Here is an 18,747-nt window from a genome sequence, read left to right on the forward strand (position 1 = left end):
GCGATTGGCGGAGATGGCATCAGCGACAGCGGCGTCGTCGAGCGGCGAGGAGTCGAGAATCTCGAAAATTCCGAGTTTGAGCGCGGTCTGGATAGCACGCGCTTCGGCGTGACCTGAGGCCAGCGCGGCGAGTTCGGCGAATTCCATCGCAGAGCGCCCGCCTTTCAGCGCACGAAATCTTGCGTGACGTAGGTGCTGCCGTCGGCGGATTGAGCGATGCCGACGCCGGTTTCGGTGAACTTAGCCGAGATGATGTTGGCGAGGTGCTCGGGGCTCTTCAGCCACCGATTCATCGCTCGTTGCGGGACATCGGCGGAATCGGCGTAGTCGTCCATGTAGATGTTCTCACCGACAGCCCGGTATCCGATGCCGACGCCGCTGATTCGGTCCGCGGGCGCGACACCGTCAGGGCTGTTATGCGCGAGGTAATGGCGTATCGCCATGTCGTAGCTGTGTCCTCGCGCGATCACGGCGAGACGCGGCGAGAATTTCAGCGGCGGCAATCCGCCGCGAACGCGTTGCTGGTTCACCAAGCCAAGGATTTCGGTTTCCTGTTCGGTCAGACCCGACACTTTTTCGGGCGAAGGAGCCGCGGTATAGATAAGGTAGAACCGTGCGATAATTGCGGCGAGCAGCGAGAGCACGAGCAGGGTCAGGCCCGCCTTGATTGCGCGGCGGCGGCGGACCACTGTGGGAGTCGGCATTCTGATGACTTTCGCCGGGCCGTTGCGAGTTCTGGATGGGCGGCGGCGCGTTGCAGATCGTGGGCTCATGTTTCGCTCAATTTCCAGCTATCGCGCCATTTGGCGGATGTCAACGCGAACAGTTCTTGCGTCAGCTGCGATCCTTTGCATCCTGAGTGCGCGGGCGAACGCCGCGACTGATGCGGCCAATGCGTTGCCGGCCGGGGCGCTCAAGTCGTCGCCAAGCATGTATCTGCGCGAAGCGTCGTCGAGCGCGATTCGATGGCAGGCGTGGAGTCCGGATACGCTCGCGCTGGCGCGGTCGCTGAATCGTCCGGTCATGATCGATATCGGCGCGGTGTGGTGTCACTGGTGCCACGTGATGGACGAGATGACCTACGCCGACCCGGCAGTCGCGGCGGCGCTGAACAGCGAATTCGTGCCGGTAAAGGTCGATAGCGACGAGCGTCCTGACCTCGACGACTACTATCAGAATGCGGCGGCGCAACTGACCGGCGCGGGCGGCTGGCCACTGACATGTTTCACGACGCCGGACGGCGCTTTGTTCTTCGCGGCCGGGTATCTGCCGCCGCGGCCGGGCAGCGGACCCAACCGCAGCGGCGGAGAAAACTCGTCGATGCTGCCGCTGCTCAAGCGAATCTCGCAGGTGTACGCGGCGAATCGCGCGGGACTCGAGCGCGAGGCGGAGGCAACTGCGGCGAAGCTCAAATACGCGTCGAGCCGGAACGCGCCGACACAAGGAGGACCGGAGGGGCTGCGAGCACAAATACTTGCTGGGCTGGCGGTGTCGTACGATCGCAAATCGGGAGGATTCGCCTCTGACGAGGGGGCGCGGTTTTACGATTTCCCGGCGCTAGAGCTTGCGCTCGCGCACGGCTTTTACGGGCATCCGGAGTACACGGCGATGGCGCTCGATACACTCAAGAAGATCGCGGCGGGAGGAGTGTTCGATCAATTGGGCGGCGGATTTCATCGCTACTCGACGGACGCGCAATGGCGCGTGCCGCATTTCGAGAAGCTTGGGTACGACAACGCGATGGCGTTGCAAGCATACAGCCACGCGTATGAAGCCAGCGGTGACCCGGACTTTGCGCGAGTCGCGGAGTCGATCGTCGGTTACGTAAATCGCGAGCTGCTCGATGTACAGACGCACGCTTTCTACTCGCATCAGGACGCCGATTCGTTCAAGGGCGACGACAGCAGCTATTACACGTGGACGGTCGCCGAGGTGAAGCGCGCGCTGCCGGCGGATGAGGCGCGAGTGGCGATTTTATTTTACGGCATGGAAGACAGGCCGGCGCGGGCGCCCGACGGACGAACCGTGCTCAGGCGCGCGATGAGCCCGGAGCAATTGGCGGCCAAGCTGAAGATCCCGGTAGAGGAAGCGCGTGAGAAGATCGCCAAGGCATCGGCGACGATGCTTGCGGAGCGAGCGCGTCGCAAGACGCCGCAGGTCGATCGCGCGGTGATGACCGATCGCAACGCGTTGATGGCGGATGCGTACCTGGCGGCGTCGGCGGCGCTTGACGACTCGAGTCTTCAACGCGCGGCGCTCAACGATCTGGATTTCATCATCACACATATGCGGGCGCCGGATGGAAGTTTCTTTCACGTCTGGTCGGATGGACGCGTGCATGTGGCAGGTCTCGCGGCCGACCAGGTCTACCTGCTCAACGCGCTCATCGATGCGTATCAATTCTCGGCCGATGAGAAATTCCTGGCCGAGGCGCGCGCTCTCGCCGCAATTATTTTGAAGGACTTCCGCGCCGACGGTTCGAGCTTGTTGGTGAACCGCGAGTCCGAAGACGCGAACACGGTGATTGCGCAGTCTCAAACGAGCGGGCAGGTTTTCCTTGATATGTCGACGCCGTCCGTGCAAGCCACGATGGCGATCGCGGCAGCGAAGCTCGGGATTATCACAGGCGATGACAATTATTCGAAGATCGCGGACGAACTGATGGCGAGTGCGCCGGTGATGGCGGGATCGATGCTGAGCGACCTGGTCGCAACGGTTGGGCTGGCGCTGGAGTATCGCGCCAATGGCGAGGCGATGGTCGCGATCGTGGGGCCGCATGGCGACGCACGCGCGGCAGCTTTGTGGAGAATGGCATTGGCAAGTTATCGTCCGGGGAAAATCGTGATGCGGATTGGATCGGATAGCGGCGCCGAATCAATGCCGGCCGCGGCGCGCGCGATGCTCGCGTCCAGCGCGGCGAAGGGAGTTCCACTCGCGTTTGTGTGCGCGGGAACTGCGTGCGCGACGCCGGTCGGGACGCCGGCGAAACTCGCGATGGTGATCAGGAGTTTTGGCGTCGAGAGGCGAGACAAAACGACGCTTGCCAACGACAAGCCGGCTCTCGCACGACCGCCGATGTGAAGGTCAGTCCATGGTCTTGTGAAATCTGAGCGTTGCGAGCGTAAGCGTCGCCGCTCCGAGAATGGCCATCGCAACCATCTGCGGCCATAGCACGTGTAGTCCGATGCCTTTGATGAAAGTTCCACGCAGGACGATGAGATAGAAGCGCAGCGGATCGAGATTGGTGAACCATTGCAGGGCGGTCGGCATGCTGGTGATCGGATAGCCGAATCCGGACAGCATGATTGCGGGCGAGATGTAAAAGAAGGAGATCGCGAAAGCTTGCTGTTGAGTTTGGCAGACCGTGGAAATAAGCAGGCCGACGCCCAGGGCGCTCGACAGAAAGAGCGTTGTGCCCAGCAGCAGGACGAAAATATTTCCGCGAAACGGAACGTCGAACCACAAGCTTCCAAGGATTCCGACGAAGACCACATTGGCGAGCCCAACGATCAGAAACGGCAGGGTTTTGCCGACGATTAGTTCCGCCGGGCTGATCGGCGTCACCATCAATTGTTCGAGGGTGCCGATCTCACGCTCTCGCACGACCGCGAAGGCCGTCAACATCATCACTGTCACCAGGACAAGAGTTCCAATCACGCCGGGTACGAAGAACCATCGGCTTTCGAGGTTGGCGTTGAACCACGGACGCTCCTGGAGCTCGATCTCAGGCGCGAAGGTCGCCAGAGACGGTTTCAGCCGGTCGGCCATTTGGAGTTGATAGTCCTGGGCAAATCGATTTGCGATCTGATTGATGTATCCAACGGCGATTAGCGCGGTGTTCGAGTCGGTGCCGTCGAGCACGGCTTGAACGGGTGCGGTCTGGCCTTTGCGCAGCAGTTCGGCGAAGCCAGGCTGAATCTGCAGCACCAGCACGACGCGCCGGTGATCGAGCAGCGAGGGGATTTGCGATTCGCTTTGCAGGACGTCGCGCACCTCAAACCGGCTGCTGGCGCTGAAGCGCTCGAGGAATTCGCGGCTCTCCTGGCTGCGGTCGTAGTCGAGCACGGCGGTCGATACGCGATTCACCTCATAGCTCGCGGCGTAGCCGAATACCAGCATCTGCAGCAGTGGCGGGACGATTAGAGCAAAGCGCGCGTGCCGGTCGCGAAACAGGTGGATGAATTCCTTGATCAGAATCTGGCGCAGGCGCTCGATCACGTCAGCCTCTCATGCCAGCGACTTGTGAAAAGATCGCTTGGCTAGGAACACCATGACCGCAGCATAGATGACGAGCGCCATCAAAGGTTCGGCGAGAAAGCTAAGGCCGGTGCCGCGCAGAAATACGCTCTTGAGTATGACGATGTAGTAGCGCGCCGCGATAAAGTAGGTGAAGGGCTGCACGCCGACAGGCATCTGTTCGATTGGAAACGTGAATCCCGAGAGTAGGAACGAAGGCAGGAACGCGGTCACCAAGCCAATCTGGCTCGCGGCCAGCTGATGTTTGGTGGCGACCGAGATCCAGAATCCAAGCCCGAGAATCGCGATCAGGTAAATTCCCGAGCCGACGGACAGCGCGATGAGCGAGCCGCGAAAGGGGACTTGGAACCAAAAGACGGCGATGGCGGCGCAGGCGGCGGTATCGAACAGGCCAAGGGCGAAGTAGGGGAGCAACTTGCCGATGATGATCTCGAGCGAGGTCACGGGCGTCGAGATGAGCTGCTCCATGGTGCCGCGCTCCCACTCGCGCGCAACGGTCAGCGAGGTGAGCAGAACTCCGACGACGGCCATCACGATCGCGGCGACACCGGGCACGATGAAGTTTTTGCTTTCGAGGTCTTCGTTGAACCAGGTTCGGGCCTCAACGGACAGCACGGGGTTCACGCTGGGCGCGTTGGACTTGCGTAGATACTCGGCTTGAACAACGGCGCCATAAGACGCGAGCACGCCCTGCGCATAGCCGATCGCGATCTCGGCGGTGTTGTTGTCGGAGCCGTCAACTAACGCCTGTATGCTCACCGGGCGTCCGTCGTGCAGGCGCGCCGAGAAGTCGTACGGAATCACGATCGCGAGCTGGCATCGGCCGTCGTCCAGCGCGGCGGCCAGCGCGCGGTAATCAGTGACGGTCGCGACCAGATCAAAGTAAGCGGAAGACTGAAAGCGCTTGAGCAGGTCCTGGCTCGCCTGGCTGCCTTCTTGATCAAGGGCGAACACGCGGATGTGCTTGGTATCGAGATTGACCCCGTAACCGAGCGTCGTCATGAGCATCAGGGGCATCAGCAGGACGATCAGCAGGCTGCGAGAGTCGCGCAGCACCTGGAAAACTTCCTTGCGTGAGATGGCGAGCAGTCGTCGAAGATTCATGGCGACAGCTCCGAAGTGGCGGCATCGGCGCGTCGAGTAGTCAATGCCACGAACGCGTCTTCGAGGCTCGGGCGAATCTGTTGCAGGCTGGCGACGGAGATGGCGCCGGCTTCGAGTGCCGCGCGAATCGCAGGGGCAATCGCGGCGTCGGATACGACGAGGTGCAGCGCGTTGGCGAAGACGGCGACGTCGCGGACGCCGTCGAAGTGGCGCAAGTGCTCGATGGCGTCGCCGAGCCGATTGCATTCGAGCAGCAGCAATGAGCCCTGGATCGAACCCAGCTTGAGTTCGGTGGGCGTGCCCAACGCGATCAATTTGCCGCCGTTCATCAGCGCCAGGCGGTTGCAGTATTCGGCTTCGTCCATGTAATGCGTGGTGACGAAAATGGTGACGCCATCGCTGCTCATATGCTGAATCAACTCCCAGAACAGGCGCCGAGAGAGTGGATCTACGCCCGAAGTCGGCTCGTCGAGAAATACGATTGGCGGGCGATGCAGAACGGCGCAGCCCAGCGCGAGGCGCTGCTTCCATCCGCCGGCGAGAGTGCCGGTGAGACTCGACTCGCGGCCGCGCAGCCCGGCCATCTCGAGCGCCCAATCGATTCGCCCGCCCAACTCGCCCGCCGGGACACCATACATTCCCGCGTAGAAGCGCAAATTCTCGAGCACGGTGAGATCGGCGTAGAGCGAAAACTTTTGCGACATATATCCGATGTTGCGGCGGATAAGTTCGGGCGACTCGACCACGTCGTAACCGGCGACAATTGCGCGGCCGGAGCTGGGACGCAGCAATCCGCACAGGATTCGAATGGTGGTCGACTTTCCCGAGCCGTTGGGTCCGAGGAATCCGAAGACCTCACCGGTGCGGGTCTGAAATGAAATGCGATCGACCGCGGTGAAATCGCCAAAACGCTTCACCAGGTTTTCGACTTCGACCGAATAGCCGTTGAGGCGTGTCATGCAGCCACGTGTGTCGAGTCTTTGCGCACAGCCTCGACGAAAAGATCTTCGATGGTCGGTGTGACGCGGACGATCTCGTCGAATGGAATCTCGCCGCCGTTCAGCCGCGCACTGAGATCGGAGATGCGCCGCCCGGCGTCATCGACGAACAAATGAACCGCGTCGCCGACCAGCACTGCGCTCGAAACGCCCTCGGCGGCAGCGAGTTCGTCCCGGACGCGTCGCGCCTCGGGCGATACGATCGATATGACCGAGCCCTGGAACCGTGACTTGAGCCGCGCCGGCGAGTCGCAGAAGAGTAGGCGTCCCAGATGTAGCAGCGCGACGCGATGACATCGCTCGGCTTCATCGAGGTACGCGGTGGAATTGACGACGGTGACGCCCTGGCCGACCAGCGAATAGAGCATCGCCCAGAATTCGCGGCGAGAAACCGGATCGACGCCGTTGGTCGGCTCGTCGAGCAGCAGCACGCGCGGTGTGTGTATGAGAGCGCAGACCAGGCCGAGCTTTTGCTTCATCCCGCCGGAGAGCTTGCCGGTCAGGCGGGCGTGGAACTCGCTCATGCCACATGCTTTCAGCAGTTCAGCGGCGCGCGCCTCGCGGTCCTGCCTGCGAACGCCAAACAAGTCCGCGTAAAATCGGATGTTCTCGTTCACTGTCAGGTCTTCGTAGAGGCCGAAGCGCTGTGGCATATAGCTGATGAGAGGCTTGACTCCTTCGGGATCGGCGACGATGTCGCATCGCGCGACGGTGGCAGTGCCGCTGTCGGGCGGGAGCACTCCGGCGAGGATGCGCATGGTCGTGGTCTTACCCGCGCCATCGGGTCCGACGATGCCGAAGATTTCGCCGGGCGCGACGTCGAAGCTCAGATGATCGATTGCGCGGACGCCCGGGAAGTCCTTCACCAAATCGCGGACGACGACCGTCTTGTCATCCACGACTGTTGCCGATTTGCGCGGGAGGGCCAAGGTGAATCGTCGCGTCCGCGGGCATCCCTGGCTTCAGTTCGTGGCGCGGATTTTCGACATCGATTTTGATTCGATAGACGAGCGTCACGCGCTCCTTGTGAGTCTCGACGCTCTTGGGCGTGAACTCCGCCTCGGAAGAGATGAACGATATCTGGCCGGGGTACGCTTTGTCGGGATAAGTGTCGGTGTGAACCGTCGCCGCCTGACCCCATCGGATTCGGCCGAGATCGGTTTCGGCCACGTAAGCGCGCAGCCACACGTGATCGAGGTCGGCGAGCGTGACGACCGGCGTGCCCGGCTGCATCACTTCACCAAGCTCCGTCTGACGCGTGAGAATGACACCTGAGAACGGCGCACGCAGCGTGGTATAACCGAGCATGATCTTCGCGAGCTCAAGATTTTCGCCGGCGTTGCGGATGTTTGCCTTGGCGACCTCGATGTCCTGCTGCGCGCTCCGTTCCATCGCGAGGTCTCGTTGCATCGCGGCGTTCGACTGTTTGAGCGCGGTCTCGGTGTGGTCACGCTGGTCGCCAGAGATGATTTTATCACTCCAAAGTTTCTGGCTGCGGACGTAGTCGATATTCTTTTGAGCGAGGTCGGCTTTATCGTTGGTGACTGTCGCGTGCGCGGCCTCGAGCTTTTGCATCGCTGAATCAAGTTCCTGTTCCTGCACTCGGAGAGCCGCTTCGTTGATCGCGACCTGCTGGCGGTAATCGCTGTCGTCCAGCCGCGCCAGCAGCGTGCCGGCCTTCACCCACTGGCCTTCGTCGAAGGGCAATTCGACGACGCGCGATTGCACGGCCTTGAAGCTGACGACGCTTTCGTGGGCCTCGATGTTGCCGGAAACGAGCAGATTGTCGGTCGCGACCGGGTCCTTGTATAGCAGCGCATAACCCGTCCAGGCGCCGGCGCCAACTACAAGGACCGCAATCATCAGGACGATTCGTCTCTTCATGCGAGCTGACCCGGTCTCTCGAATGATTGGCCGCGGCGAACGGCGGTCTGCGATGCCTTCAACGGATTGCGAATACGTCCAGTGGGTTTAGCCAAACGATCTCCAAGCCAGCGCAGAAAGTTCGCGCGCTGGCGCATGAAGCGAGGGTCGGTTGGTTCCATGCCATGGATGAGGCGAATGACTTGAGGCATCACCAGCGGGAACAGCGCCAGCGACAGCATCGAAATGAAAAGTTGAGTGAGATTGACGCCGCGGGGAATCGTTCCCTGGCGTTGCAGGGCGCGAAGGCGGGCGACTGCTTTCTCAAACAGAGCGCGGCGCTCGGTCTCGGCGATGCATTTTCTGCCGCCGCTGTCGATCACCTCCCATTCCATCAGGCGGACAAAGTCCGGGTCCGTGCTGCCGGCCACGTACATATGAGCCAACGCACCGGCGAAGTCGTTGGGCATGGATTCGATCCATTCGGAGCGCTCCGCGAATTTGCGGCGCAGGATTTCGCGATAGAGGTCCTGCTTGGGGCCGAAGCAGTAGTACAGCATGCGTTTGTTCACGCGGGCGCGCCGGGCGATCGCGTCGACCCGCGCGCCGGCGAAGCCGCGGGCTGAAAATTCGGCGAGTGCGGCGGCGAGGATCTTCTCGCGTGTGCGGTTGAGATTGCGGACGGTTGTGCGTGGGCCAGCCATGCTTCGCGCTTTCGTTAACCGGACAGTTAATAGCGATATTAACTGATCAGTTAATTAAGCTCGCCGCGCAGAGCGAGTCAAGGACGGCCGGGGCGGGCGCGAGGCCCGCTCCATCGACCAAACCGGGTTAGTCCTACGACTAAAAGTAGTTGCAAATTGCCACTGGAAGAGTAACTCAAAAATCTGCCGAGACGGATCGCGGCAGGCGCACGATGCCTTCCGCGCACGATCCGCGGTCCGGATTGACGAAATCGAAAATCGCGGCGCGAACGCAGCGTTACGGGATCAGCACCAGCTTGCCCGTCGATTGGCGCGACTCCATGAACTTGTGCGCCTCGGCGGCCTGCGCGAGCGGGAATGATTTGCCGACCAGCAGCTTGAGTTTGCCTTCTGCGATCAGCTTGAACGATTCCTCGATTCCTCGGCGCATCGCGTCTGGCACTGCGGTTACGGTGTAGAGCACGAAACCGCTCACCGTGGTCGATTTCTCGAACAGCCTGAACAGGTTGAGCGGTTCGGGTGGTCCGCCGGCGCGCCCGTAGAGAATCAGGTGGCCGAACGGAGCGAGACACTTCAGCCCCTTATCCAGCGTCGTCGCGCCGACCGCGTCCAGGATCAGATCGACGCCGCGTCCAGCGGTGAGGCGGTTCGCCTCGACGGCGAAGTCGCTGGTGGCATAGTTGATCGCGTCGTCCGCGCCGTACTCTTTGATGAGCGCCGCCTTGCTGGCGCTCGACACCGTCCCAATCACCCGCGCGCCCGCCGCTTTGGCGATTTGCACCGCGACGATTCCGACGCCACCTGCCGCGGAATGGACCAGCACTGTCTGCCCGGGTCCGGTTTGGTGCGACGTGTGAAGCATGTGCCATGCAGTCAGCACTTGCACCGGAAACGCCGCCGCATGCTCGAAGCTGATGGAGTCGGGAATCGGAATCACCTGCGCTGCTGGCGCGAGCGCATACTCGGCGTACATCTTGGAGCCGAGCGCAGCAACGCGCTGACCGGGTTTGAGATTTGGCACGCCCGCGCCGACGGCCTCGATTTCACCGGCGGCCTCCAGCCCAGGCGTGTCCGGCAGCTTGGGCTGCATCAGGTATTGTCCCTGCCGGAAGAGCGTATCGGCGAAGTTGATTCCGGCCGCGCGCACTTTGATCAGCACGTTCCCGGGCTTCACTTCGGGCTTCGCGACCTCGGCAATCTTCATCACCTCGGGTCCGCCAAGCTTTTCGAATACGACTGCTTTCATCTGAATGACCTCGTGCGGGCGCGCGCTGTTTATTTCCGGATCTATCTCACGGATTACGAGACGATGGAACTCGCGTCACGACAGACGCTGCAGAGCTTCTTCGACGAAATCGAGGCGATCGTTTCCCCAGAACATTTCGCCGTTGACGAAAATTGTTGGTGCCCCGAACGCGCCTCGGCTGACGGCTTCGTCCATATTCGCGCGAAGCTGGTTCTTGATTTCGTCGCCCTCGATGAGTGCCGGCTCGATTTCCGCCTCGTCGAAAAGCCGGCGCAGCGCTTCCTCCTTGCTGAGGTCTTGCCCCTGTTCCCAGATCGCGCGGAACGCCGCCGAATGAAACGCTGCGAAGCGGCCCCGCTGTTGTGCGGCGATCGCGGCGCGAAGCACGCGAATCGTGTTGAACGGAAAATGTGGATTGAACTTCGCAGAAAGGCCGTAGCGCCTCGCCCATCGCTGAAACTCCGCAATGTTGTAGGCGGCTTTCGACGGAATCGAGAGCGGACCCGCATTTCCGGTGGCCTTCATAATCGCGCCGAGCAGAATCGGCCGATATACGATCTCCGCCCCGGTGCGCCGCGCAATCGCAGGCAGTTGCGTGTCGGCGAGATAACTGAACGGACTCAGGTAGTCGTAAAAGAATTCGATTTTTTTGACCATCGATGTATCTTTCCCCGCGCGATCGTAGACATTCAGTTTCAATTTGCAACTATCGCTTCCTAGCAAACCAAGTTTCAAAGTGCAACGATATTTTTGTCGAATCGGGGCGTTGGGGAACGTCGCGGCAGGTGAAATTCAATTCGGGGGAGGAGAGTGACAGACGCCCATGCGATGGGATTCGGTCAAAGAGATGAATTGCTCGGTGGCGCGCACGCTGTCGGTAGTCGGCGAGCGCTGGACAATGCTGATACTGCGCGAGGCGTTTCTCGGACGCCATCGCTTCGACGAGTTTCAGCAGGGGACCGGAATCGCGCGCAACATCCTGAGCTCGCGGCTGCGCGACCTGGTGCGCGACGGAATCCTCGATCGTGCGCGCAGTGAGGGCGACAGCGGCCGAGTCGAGTATCGGCTGACCCGCAAAGGACTCGAGCTCTACCCCGTGCTGATCGCAATGATGCGATGGGGCGACACGTGGCTCAGTGACGAATCGGGTCCGCCGATGACGCTTATACATCGCGTCTGCGGCGCGAAGACCGCGCCGGACATGGTCTGTTCGCATTGCGGGGATCATCTCACCGCGCGCGAGGTCGTTGCGATTCCGCGCCGTCCGGCGCCTGCGCATGCCCGACGAGTCGAGCGGGCCGAACGCAGGCGCGCCACGCGCTGACTCTCGTTTTTGCGCGCGGCCGTCTGGCGCGATGCGTGGCGGTCCCGCACAATATTCGTACAACATGATTGAACTGGTGATGTTCGACGCCGACGGCGTGCTGTTCGATTCAACCGAATCGAACGTTGCATACTACAACTGGATTTTCGCGAAGGTCGGCGAAGCGCCGCTCGATCGTGATGAAGAAATCGCGGCGGTTTCGTACGCCGCGAGCGAGGTGTTCGCGGCCCGCGCGCGCGGCGACGCGGCCAAGCTTGGCGCGATGCACGCCGTGACGCGCAACATGGATCAGACGCCGTTTTTCAAGATGCTGCGTCCGCCGTTCGAGTTGCGCCCATTCATGCTCGACCTCAAGCGGCGCTACAAGCTCGGGCTGGCAACCAATCGATCGGCGACCGTGCCCGCGCTGGTCGAGCATCTTGATCTCGGCGGCGTATTCGACGCGGTCGCGAGCGCGCTCGACAAGGTTCGTCCCAAGCCCGCGCCCGACATCCTGCGGCTGTGCCTGGATCGCGCTGGGGTCGACCCCGCGCGCGCGGTGTACGTGGGCGACAGCAGGGTAGATCGCGAGGCGGCCGAGAGCGCGGGCACGCACTTTATCGGCGTCGGCAGCCGCATCGAGCACGATCGCCTGATCGCGACGATCGCCGATTTGCAAGCAGCTCTCGAACTATTGGCAGCGACCCGGACGTAGAAGCTGGTCTAGAGAATCATTTCGATCAGAGTCGGACCCGACGTCGCGAGCGAGCGTTCCAGTTCTCGCGTAAGGGCCTCGGCCGTCTCGACGCGCACGCCCGGTACACCCAGCCCCCGCGCCAGACTCGTCCATTCGATATCGGGATTGGCGAGACTTGTAAGCGAGCGCGCCTTGCGGCCGGGCTCGGTCACGCCCGCGCGCGCAAGTTCGACCTGCAGGATCCGGTAGCTGCGGTTGTTGCACAGCACCGTCGTGACGTTGAGCGACTCGCGTGCCTGCGTCCACAGCGCTTGCAGCGTGTACATCGCGCTGCCGTCGGCCTGAAATGCGATCACGCGCCGATCGGGACATGCGACTGCCGCGCCCGTCGCGCACGGCAACCCCTGCCCGATCGCACCACCGGTCAGCGAAAGGTATGTATGTGGAGGTGCGGCCGCCGACGCGGCCAGGAATGGCAGGCCGGTGGTGGCAGCCTCGTCCATCACGATTGCGCCCTCGGGCATTGTGGCGGCAATCGCGGCGCCCGCGGTCATCGCGTTGAGTTTTCCTACGGGACGTTCTGGGCGCGATATCTTCGATGGCGTCGCAACCGAAACCGGCGCGACAATTTCGCTTGCGAGCGCTTCCAGAGCGGCCGGGACGTCATCAGTCGGATCGGCCAGAATCGCGGTGTTGATGCCGTCAGGAATCAGCAGGCTTGGGAAATCGGGATAGCCGAAAAACGCGACGGGCTTTTTCGCGCCGGCGAGGACGATCGTATCGAACGCCTTCAGCATCTCGATCGCCTGTTCAGGAAAGTAGGGCAGCCGATCGAGCGTCGGCATGCCAGCGCCGCGTTCGAGCCGCGCGGGGAACGTTTCGCAAATCAGATGACATCCCGATTTCGCGGCGATGCGCGCAGCCGCTTTCAGACCACGCGCTCGAAGCGCGACGCCGCCCAAAAAGAGCGCGACCTTGTTGCCCTTGCGCATCGACTCTGCCGCGCGCTTTACCGCGTTGGAGGACACCACCGGTGGCGCCGCCGGCTCGATTGGCGTGGCGTGCCGCTCGGCAGGATCCCACTGGCAATCCGAAGGGATGATCAGCGTCGCGACTTGCCCAGGCGCACGGCCCGCCGCCGCGATCGCCTCCGCCGTCGCACCCGCAAGCGAGCCTGAATTGCGCACGCTTCGTATCCATCCGGAGACCGGCGTTGCGAGCGAAACGATGTCGGACGTGAGCGGTGCGTCGGCGCCGACGTGCCACGTCGCATGGTCACCGATCAAATTGACGATCGGCGAACGCGCGCGCCGCGCATTGTGAAGATTCGCGATGCCGTTGGCGAAGCCCGGCCCAAGGTGCAGCAGCGTCAGCGCGGGTTTCTCCGCCATCCGTCCGTAGCCGTCGGCAGCGCCGGTGCAAACGCCCTCGAACAATCCGAGAAACGCCCGCAGCCCGTCGGCCGAATCGAGCGCCGCCACCAGCGGCATCTCGGTCGTTCCCGGATTCGCGAAACACACTTCGACCCCGGCTGCGATCGCGGTGCGAATCAGGCTCTCGGCTCCATTCATGTTCTAATCCTCGGCGGCGCCGCGCCGCTCGATCTTCATGAAATCGTGCGATGGGTTCTGATGCCCGAACTTCTCCCTGGTCTGATCGATCGTTCCCGACTTCGTGTAATGCCACACCATCGCGGCGCGAATCCCGCCCGACAAATTGTCGGTCGAGCGATGCATCAGGCAGCTGTGAAACACCAGCAGGTCGCCGGGCCGCATCAGGACCGGCACCGACTTCGACATATCGTAATCGACGATCTCCGTGTAGCCGTATTGCGCGTGCGGGCGCCGGTCCGGCACGTGCTCGTGCACCGGCTCGAGGTGCGAGCACGGCATCACGTGCAGGCATCCATTGTCGAGCGTCGCCTCGGTGATGGCCAGCCAGACTCCGACTTGCGGCCGCGTGCTGAAGGCGAAGTAGTACGAATCCTGATGCCACGGCTGTCCGAGCGCGCCGTGATTTTTGAAAATGAACTGGCTGACGAAACAATCGAGTTCCGGTCCGATCAGATCGCTCACCAGGTCGAGCACCGCTGGATCCTCGACGAGCCTTTTGAAAATCGGATCGCGATGGAGCCGGAAAACTTTGCCGACGTTGTCCTCGGGGTTTCGCGCGAGCGGGTTGGGCTTCTTCTCCGGCAGTACGAAGACGTTCGGAACGCTCTGTCCGGCCGCGTTCAGACGGCAAATCTCGACCACCCGCGCATGCATCGCGCAGCAGTCCTCGATTGGCGCGAAGCCGCGAACGATGAAGAAACCCTTCTCGTCCCAATCGCGCTTGCGTTCACTCGAAAGCATCGAGCGCGTCTGCCGCTATGCGTTGAGCCCGGCGACGGAATCAGCAATGGCGGTGTTGGCGAAGAATTCGCCGAATTTTTCGCGGTGAATTCGGGACCGCCCCATTCGGCGAGCAGTTCATGCAGGCGCGGCCGATCGAGCCGCGACGGATCGTAATTCGCCAGGCCCGCGATGTTGCGTTTTTCCCAATGCTCTTCCAGCGAATGGAGCAAATCACACGCCCAGCCTGCGCCGCACTCGAGAAATCCAAACGCCAGCTGCGGGAACCGCCTCGCCACCCCGCCCATCACGATCGAACGGCACAGCTCGCCCTGCTGATACGCGTGCGCGCCAATATGGTTGAACATGTAGTTGGTCGGCGAGCGCCGCCCCAGCGGCAGGTAGCGCAGGCCGACACCACCGTGCGAGGTCACCGCGATTTTCAGCTCGACAAATTTTCGCCACACCGGATCGTAATCGTGGAAGCTGTCGAGGCCGTAGCAGTCGAAATACGCGGCGTTGGGGAACGCATCCGGATGCGCGGGAATCGGACGCGCCACGCCCGGCGGGATCATCGCGACCTTGAGGCCCAAGCGCGCCGCATACTCCAGTTCGGCGATTGCCTCATCGGGCGTATGCATCGGGATTGCCGCGGCAGGCGCGATGCGGTCGCGAAACTGCCCGCAGATTTCTGCGTTCATCGTGTTCAGCGCGCGACATGCTATCCGCCGCACCTCGGTATCGTGAATCGTCGGCAGCGCGAGTCCGAGCGTGGGATACATGACGGAAAAATCGACGCCCAGCTCGTTCAGCCTGCTGTACAGAAGACGCGGCGCCATCACGGTCGCGAGGTCGTAGGCGTCGTTCGAGACACCCCACCACGCGCCGCGCATGTCGCCGGCGTCGCGATTCCCGCGCGAGCCGGTCGGATGCTCGCGAAGCTCGCGATTGTACCGCTCAAGCATCCCGCTACCGCCGACCTTTTGAAGATATTCGTTGAAGAGCGGAGCGGGCTCGATCAGATGGCCGTCGGCGTCGATCACCGGATGATCCAGCCGCTTGCGGAGCGCTCGTACTTGAGCAATTTTTTCGCTGTTCACGCTTGACCGGTAGCGCGCACGCGCCAAAGGTGTCAAGCGCACATCGCAGACCGCGCCGGATCGGCGCGCCGACAATCAAATCAAAAAGTGCAAAGAGACCGCGCTAGCGCTTGTCGCCCTGATGACCCGCGACATGATGACCCGCTGCGGGATCATGTATAGGATGCGTCGCCGGCGCGCCATTTCGCGCGGAAATGCTCTGCGCGCATCTCAGGTGCAGCGGCGGCTCGCCGGTTATCTTGGTGCCGAAACCAAAACGAACGCCGCAGTGACTGCATCGTTCGTCCGCCATCGCGCGCAGCGTGTGGCACTTGGAATGATTGCAGGATCCGCGGCATGGACCGCCAGTCATTCCAGGAGTGGGAATAGTGACAACACTCATGACTTTATCCTCGCAGTTCGTTCTGCGGCAACTCGGAGCCCCGTATCCAAATTCAAATTAGAACTTCTAACTCTCTGTAGCAAGTCCGCCACATACTGTCAGTGGCACTTTCATACAACTAGCTAATAGACCGTTAAGCATTTCTATTTAGCTTTACACAAACTACTCCTATTAATTTTTATCCGCAAGAAGTCCTGACACAGATAAGACGACTAGGAAGTGGCCGGTGATGGCTAGTAATAACGTCTTATTGCGTAAGGTAGCGACAATCTTCGGGCAGGATCGGAAATGCAGTGCGGCTAATGACTCAGGCGCTCGGCAACGATCCGCCGAGCAGTTTGCGCGATCGCTCGAGATTGCGCCGGATGTAGCCGCGGACGTGGCGAGCGACGCTGTCGTCGGCATGGCCGAGCGCGACGGCGGTCGCAAAAGCGGCCATCGATTCTTCCATCGCGCGCCTATCCGGCGGATTCTTCGCACTCGCACGAATCGCCCGCGCGAGCGCGCTGCGAAGCCCATTTTTTTTTGAGATGCGCTTGTCGCCAAGCCGCTTGAGCGCTGCGAACGTCGCGCGCAGATCTTTTGTCTCCGCCGCATCGTACGCCGGCGCAGACTCGAGCACGGCCGCCGCGTGCGCGAGCATTCCGATCGCCGACATCGCCTGTCCCTGCGCGTACGGCGACGTCAGTTCGGGCATCAACGCCTCCATGATCGTCCGCTGCATTCCGCCGATCAGTTCATTCAACGTTGGACGTAGCATGTGACCTCTCAGACCAATCGAAGTTGCCTGGCCAGATCCTCGAACAACGCCGGCAGCAACAATTCAAGAAACGGCATCACCGCGTCGGACGTGCGCCGCTCGACGAAATCTCGGATTCCGGTCAGGCAAATCACGGCCATCTTCGCGTTGCCGAGCACCTGGTAGAAAAACAGCCGCTCCCGATCGACACGATGGCCCGTCTTCGCTTCGTACAGACGGTAGAACGCTTCGCGCTCCATCAGGCCACCCGCCAGTTCGTCACGTCCCCAGAACATCATCGACGCCCACCCGAGATCTTCCATCGGGTCGCCCAGATGCGCCATCTCCCAATCGAGCATCGCGATGATTCCGTTCTCGTCATACAAATAATTTCCCGAACGATAGTCGCCGTGCACGATCACGATGCGGTCGGCGACGACGGGATTGCCTTTGAGCCACGCGAACGCGGCGTCGAGAATGGGATAGTGCTCGCCCATGCGATCGCGCTCGTATATTTCGGCCCAGTGCGCAGCCTGGATGCGCGCCGGATCCTCAAGACTTTCAGGAGGCCCAAGAATCTCGAGGCCGCATTCGCGATAATCCAGCGACTGCAATCGTGCCAGCTCGCTCAGGAAGTCGTCTGCCACCTTGGCCCGCGTCGATTCAGGTTCGGCGGCAGGAAACGCGCCCATGCCGGTCTGCCCCGGCGCGCGATGCATGATGAAAAACGGGCGATCCATCACGCTCGCGTCGAGTTCGAGGAACAGCGGCTCGGGAACCTTGAGGCCCGCGCGATGCATCGCGGCGATCACTTTGAACTCGCGCTCGCGCTCGGTCTTGAGCAACCCGCCCGTCGGATCGCGCCGCCCGATCAGCGGGCGCGTGTGCGTCTCGTCGCCTTCGCTCCATTCCAGGTCGAAGGCATAGGTCTCGCGCGACGAACCGCCGGAAATTCTTTTGAGGCCGACCACGCGATGCTCGCGCGCATGCGGCATCATGCGTTTGAGATATTCGGTGAGTCGATGCTGATCCAACTTAGTGACGATCCCTCTCGCGCTACGGATTCGGCGAGGTCGGCGGCAGCGTCGTCGGATTCACCGGCGCCGTCATCCCACCCATCATGCTGCCCATCGAGGCGCGCAGCCGTTCGGCCTGCTCGACTTTGCCGTTGCGCATCAGTTGTCGTTCGACGCCAAGCGCTTCTCGTTTGGCCTGCTCCATCTGCTCGGGAGTCGGCGGCGCGATTGCCACTGCGGTGGCGAGCGTCTGCTGCGAAATTTGCGCCAGCATCTGCGTCATCTGCACTGTCGCCGGCGAGGGCGGCGGCGACGTAGATTGAGTGAAGCTCGTGGCTTTCCCCAGTGCTTGCGCGAAACTCCCAGGCCCGCGCGCCGTCATAAACATCTGCACCTCGTTCATGCTGGACGCGCCGTCCAGCCGTGTGCCCGACGGCGCACTATGGCTCATCGCATCCACATTCATCACGTCAAGCGAGGGCGTCGCGCCGAGATTATTCAGCGTCATTATCGAGTCGTAGTGAATCTCGTCGGCGTGCGAACCATCGACGTCGAACGCAATCTCCGAATCGCCGTCGCTGATCGGCGAGACTCCCGTCACGTGCCCAATCGTCGCCGACGCGTGCGTTATCGGATCGCCCGGCCCGAGCCCGCCGCTCGTGTCGAGCTGCGTCGTGTAAAACGACGGCTGACTGGCGCATCCCGCGATCAGCAGCGCAACCACGAACGGGGCGCAGAGTCTCAACGTCCTACGCAAATGCCGGCATCACTTCCTTCGCGAACAACTCGATGGTCGGCGGCGGCGCGAAGTCGCTGAAGAAAATTACGAATGTCGTGATTCCCATCGCCACACGCTTTTTGAGTTCCTCGATCAATTGCTTCGGCGTGCCTTTGATTCCGGTGCTGATGAACGGCTGGAGCATCTGCGCCGCCTTCCACTTCGCCTCGACTTCCGCGTCGCTCTGGCCGATGCACACCAGCAACTGCTCCGATATGTCGATGGTG

At 61.8% G+C, this 18,747-nt stretch carries 19 protein-coding genes and 1 pseudogene; 3 read left to right on the forward strand and 17 right to left on the reverse strand.

The window, feature by feature from the left end; translation table 11 throughout:
- Positions 1–164: 164 nt before the first annotated feature.
- Entirely contained in the window at positions 165–704 is a 540-nt protein-coding gene (locus tag VJX68_RS14370; protein ID WP_324096399.1) for a CAP domain-containing protein, read from the reverse strand.
- A gap of 106 nt (positions 705–810) precedes the next feature.
- Here VJX68_RS14370 and VJX68_RS14375 point away from each other — a divergent pair, with 106 nt between their 5' ends.
- Positions 811–3,081: a thioredoxin domain-containing protein gene (locus VJX68_RS14375; RefSeq protein ID WP_324096400.1), complete on the forward strand. Its 2,271-nt coding sequence runs from the start codon at positions 811–813 to the stop codon at positions 3,079–3,081.
- 3 nt (positions 3,082–3,084) lie between these two features.
- Here the strand turns inward: VJX68_RS14375 and VJX68_RS14380 are convergent, their stop codons facing one another.
- From VJX68_RS14380 to VJX68_RS14415, 8 genes are all read right to left on the reverse strand, one after another.
- On the reverse strand, positions 3,085–4,218 hold the full coding sequence (locus VJX68_RS14380) for an ABC transporter permease (RefSeq protein WP_324096401.1): 1,134 nt from the start codon (positions 4,216–4,218) through the stop codon (positions 3,085–3,087).
- 9 nt (positions 4,219–4,227) lie between these two features.
- Positions 4,228–5,361, reverse strand: a complete 1,134-nt coding sequence (locus VJX68_RS14385; RefSeq protein ID WP_324096402.1) for an ABC transporter permease — start codon at positions 5,359–5,361, stop codon at positions 4,228–4,230.
- On the reverse strand, positions 5,358–6,320 hold the full coding sequence (locus VJX68_RS14390; protein WP_324096403.1) for an ABC transporter ATP-binding protein: 963 nt from the start codon (positions 6,318–6,320) through the stop codon (positions 5,358–5,360). Before VJX68_RS14390 ends, VJX68_RS14385 begins: the two co-directional genes overlap by 4 nt.
- The gene (locus VJX68_RS14395; protein WP_324096404.1) at positions 6,317–7,258 is read right to left on the reverse strand and encodes an ABC transporter ATP-binding protein; all 942 of its coding nucleotides are present in this window, start codon (positions 7,256–7,258) and stop codon (positions 6,317–6,319) included. The genes VJX68_RS14390 and VJX68_RS14395 overlap by 4 nt, the downstream gene beginning before the upstream one ends.
- Positions 7,251–8,243: an HlyD family secretion protein gene (locus VJX68_RS14400; protein WP_324096405.1), complete on the reverse strand. Its 993-nt coding sequence runs from the start codon at positions 8,241–8,243 to the stop codon at positions 7,251–7,253. Before VJX68_RS14400 ends, VJX68_RS14395 begins: the two co-directional genes overlap by 8 nt.
- Positions 8,240–8,926 carry a TetR/AcrR family transcriptional regulator gene (locus tag VJX68_RS14405; RefSeq protein ID WP_324096406.1) on the reverse strand — a complete coding sequence of 229 codons (687 nt, stop codon included), beginning with the start codon at positions 8,924–8,926 and terminating at the stop codon, positions 8,240–8,242. Before VJX68_RS14405 ends, VJX68_RS14400 begins: the two co-directional genes overlap by 4 nt.
- A gap of 277 nt (positions 8,927–9,203) precedes the next feature.
- Positions 9,204–10,172: a quinone oxidoreductase family protein gene (locus VJX68_RS14410; protein WP_324096407.1), complete on the reverse strand. Its 969-nt coding sequence runs from the start codon at positions 10,170–10,172 to the stop codon at positions 9,204–9,206.
- 75 nt (positions 10,173–10,247) lie between these two features.
- Positions 10,248–10,871, reverse strand: a complete 624-nt coding sequence (locus tag VJX68_RS14415; RefSeq protein WP_324096408.1) for a 2-hydroxychromene-2-carboxylate isomerase — start codon at positions 10,869–10,871, stop codon at positions 10,248–10,250.
- A 124-nt stretch (positions 10,872–10,995) separates the two neighbouring features.
- On the opposite strand from VJX68_RS14415, the gene VJX68_RS14420 reads away from it, so the two are divergent.
- Positions 10,996–11,496 (forward strand): winged helix-turn-helix transcriptional regulator, encoded by a 501-nt coding sequence (locus VJX68_RS14420; protein WP_324096409.1) that lies wholly within the window; start codon positions 10,996–10,998, stop codon positions 11,494–11,496.
- Positions 11,497–11,560: 64 nt separating this feature from the next.
- Entirely contained in the window at positions 11,561–12,190 is a 630-nt protein-coding gene (locus VJX68_RS14425; protein ID WP_324096410.1) for an HAD family hydrolase, read from the forward strand.
- An 8-nt stretch (positions 12,191–12,198) separates the two neighbouring features.
- On the opposite strand, the gene VJX68_RS14430 is transcribed toward VJX68_RS14425, so the two are convergent.
- The 8 genes and pseudogenes from VJX68_RS14430 to VJX68_RS14465 form a co-directional block, all read right to left on the reverse strand.
- On the reverse strand, positions 12,199–13,743 hold the full coding sequence (locus VJX68_RS14430) for an acetolactate synthase large subunit (RefSeq protein WP_324096411.1): 1,545 nt from the start codon (positions 13,741–13,743) through the stop codon (positions 12,199–12,201).
- A gap of 3 nt (positions 13,744–13,746) precedes the next feature.
- Positions 13,747–14,439, reverse strand: coding sequence for a phytanoyl-CoA dioxygenase family protein (locus tag VJX68_RS14435; RefSeq protein ID WP_324096412.1), 693 nt, complete (start codon positions 14,437–14,439; stop codon positions 13,747–13,749).
- Positions 14,406–15,605 (reverse strand): amidohydrolase family protein, encoded by a 1,200-nt coding sequence (locus VJX68_RS14440; RefSeq protein WP_324096413.1) that lies wholly within the window; start codon positions 15,603–15,605, stop codon positions 14,406–14,408. The genes VJX68_RS14435 and VJX68_RS14440 overlap by 34 nt, the downstream gene beginning before the upstream one ends.
- 103 nt (positions 15,606–15,708) lie before the next feature.
- A complete protein-coding gene (locus VJX68_RS14445) occupies positions 15,709–15,987 on the reverse strand; it encodes a hypothetical protein (protein ID WP_324096414.1) in 279 nt (92 codons plus the stop codon).
- Between the two features lie 307 nt (positions 15,988–16,294).
- On the reverse strand, positions 16,295–16,747 hold the full coding sequence (locus tag VJX68_RS14450) for a hypothetical protein (protein WP_324096415.1): 453 nt from the start codon (positions 16,745–16,747) through the stop codon (positions 16,295–16,297).
- An 8-nt stretch (positions 16,748–16,755) separates the two neighbouring features.
- Positions 16,756–17,760 (reverse strand): phosphotransferase family protein, encoded by a 1,005-nt coding sequence (locus VJX68_RS14455; RefSeq protein ID WP_324096416.1) that lies wholly within the window; start codon positions 17,758–17,760, stop codon positions 16,756–16,758.
- 22 nt (positions 17,761–17,782) lie between these two features.
- Entirely contained in the window at positions 17,783–18,487 is a 705-nt protein-coding gene (locus VJX68_RS14460; protein WP_324096417.1) for an MlaD family protein, read from the reverse strand.
- A gap of 4 nt (positions 18,488–18,491) precedes the next feature.
- Positions 18,492–18,747, reverse strand: a pseudogene (locus tag VJX68_RS14465) (hypothetical protein); the annotation flags it as partial.

This window comes from Binatus sp. (SeqCode) (assembly GCF_035272065.1).
Lineage (GTDB): Bacteria > Desulfobacterota > Binatia > Binatales > Binataceae > Binatus.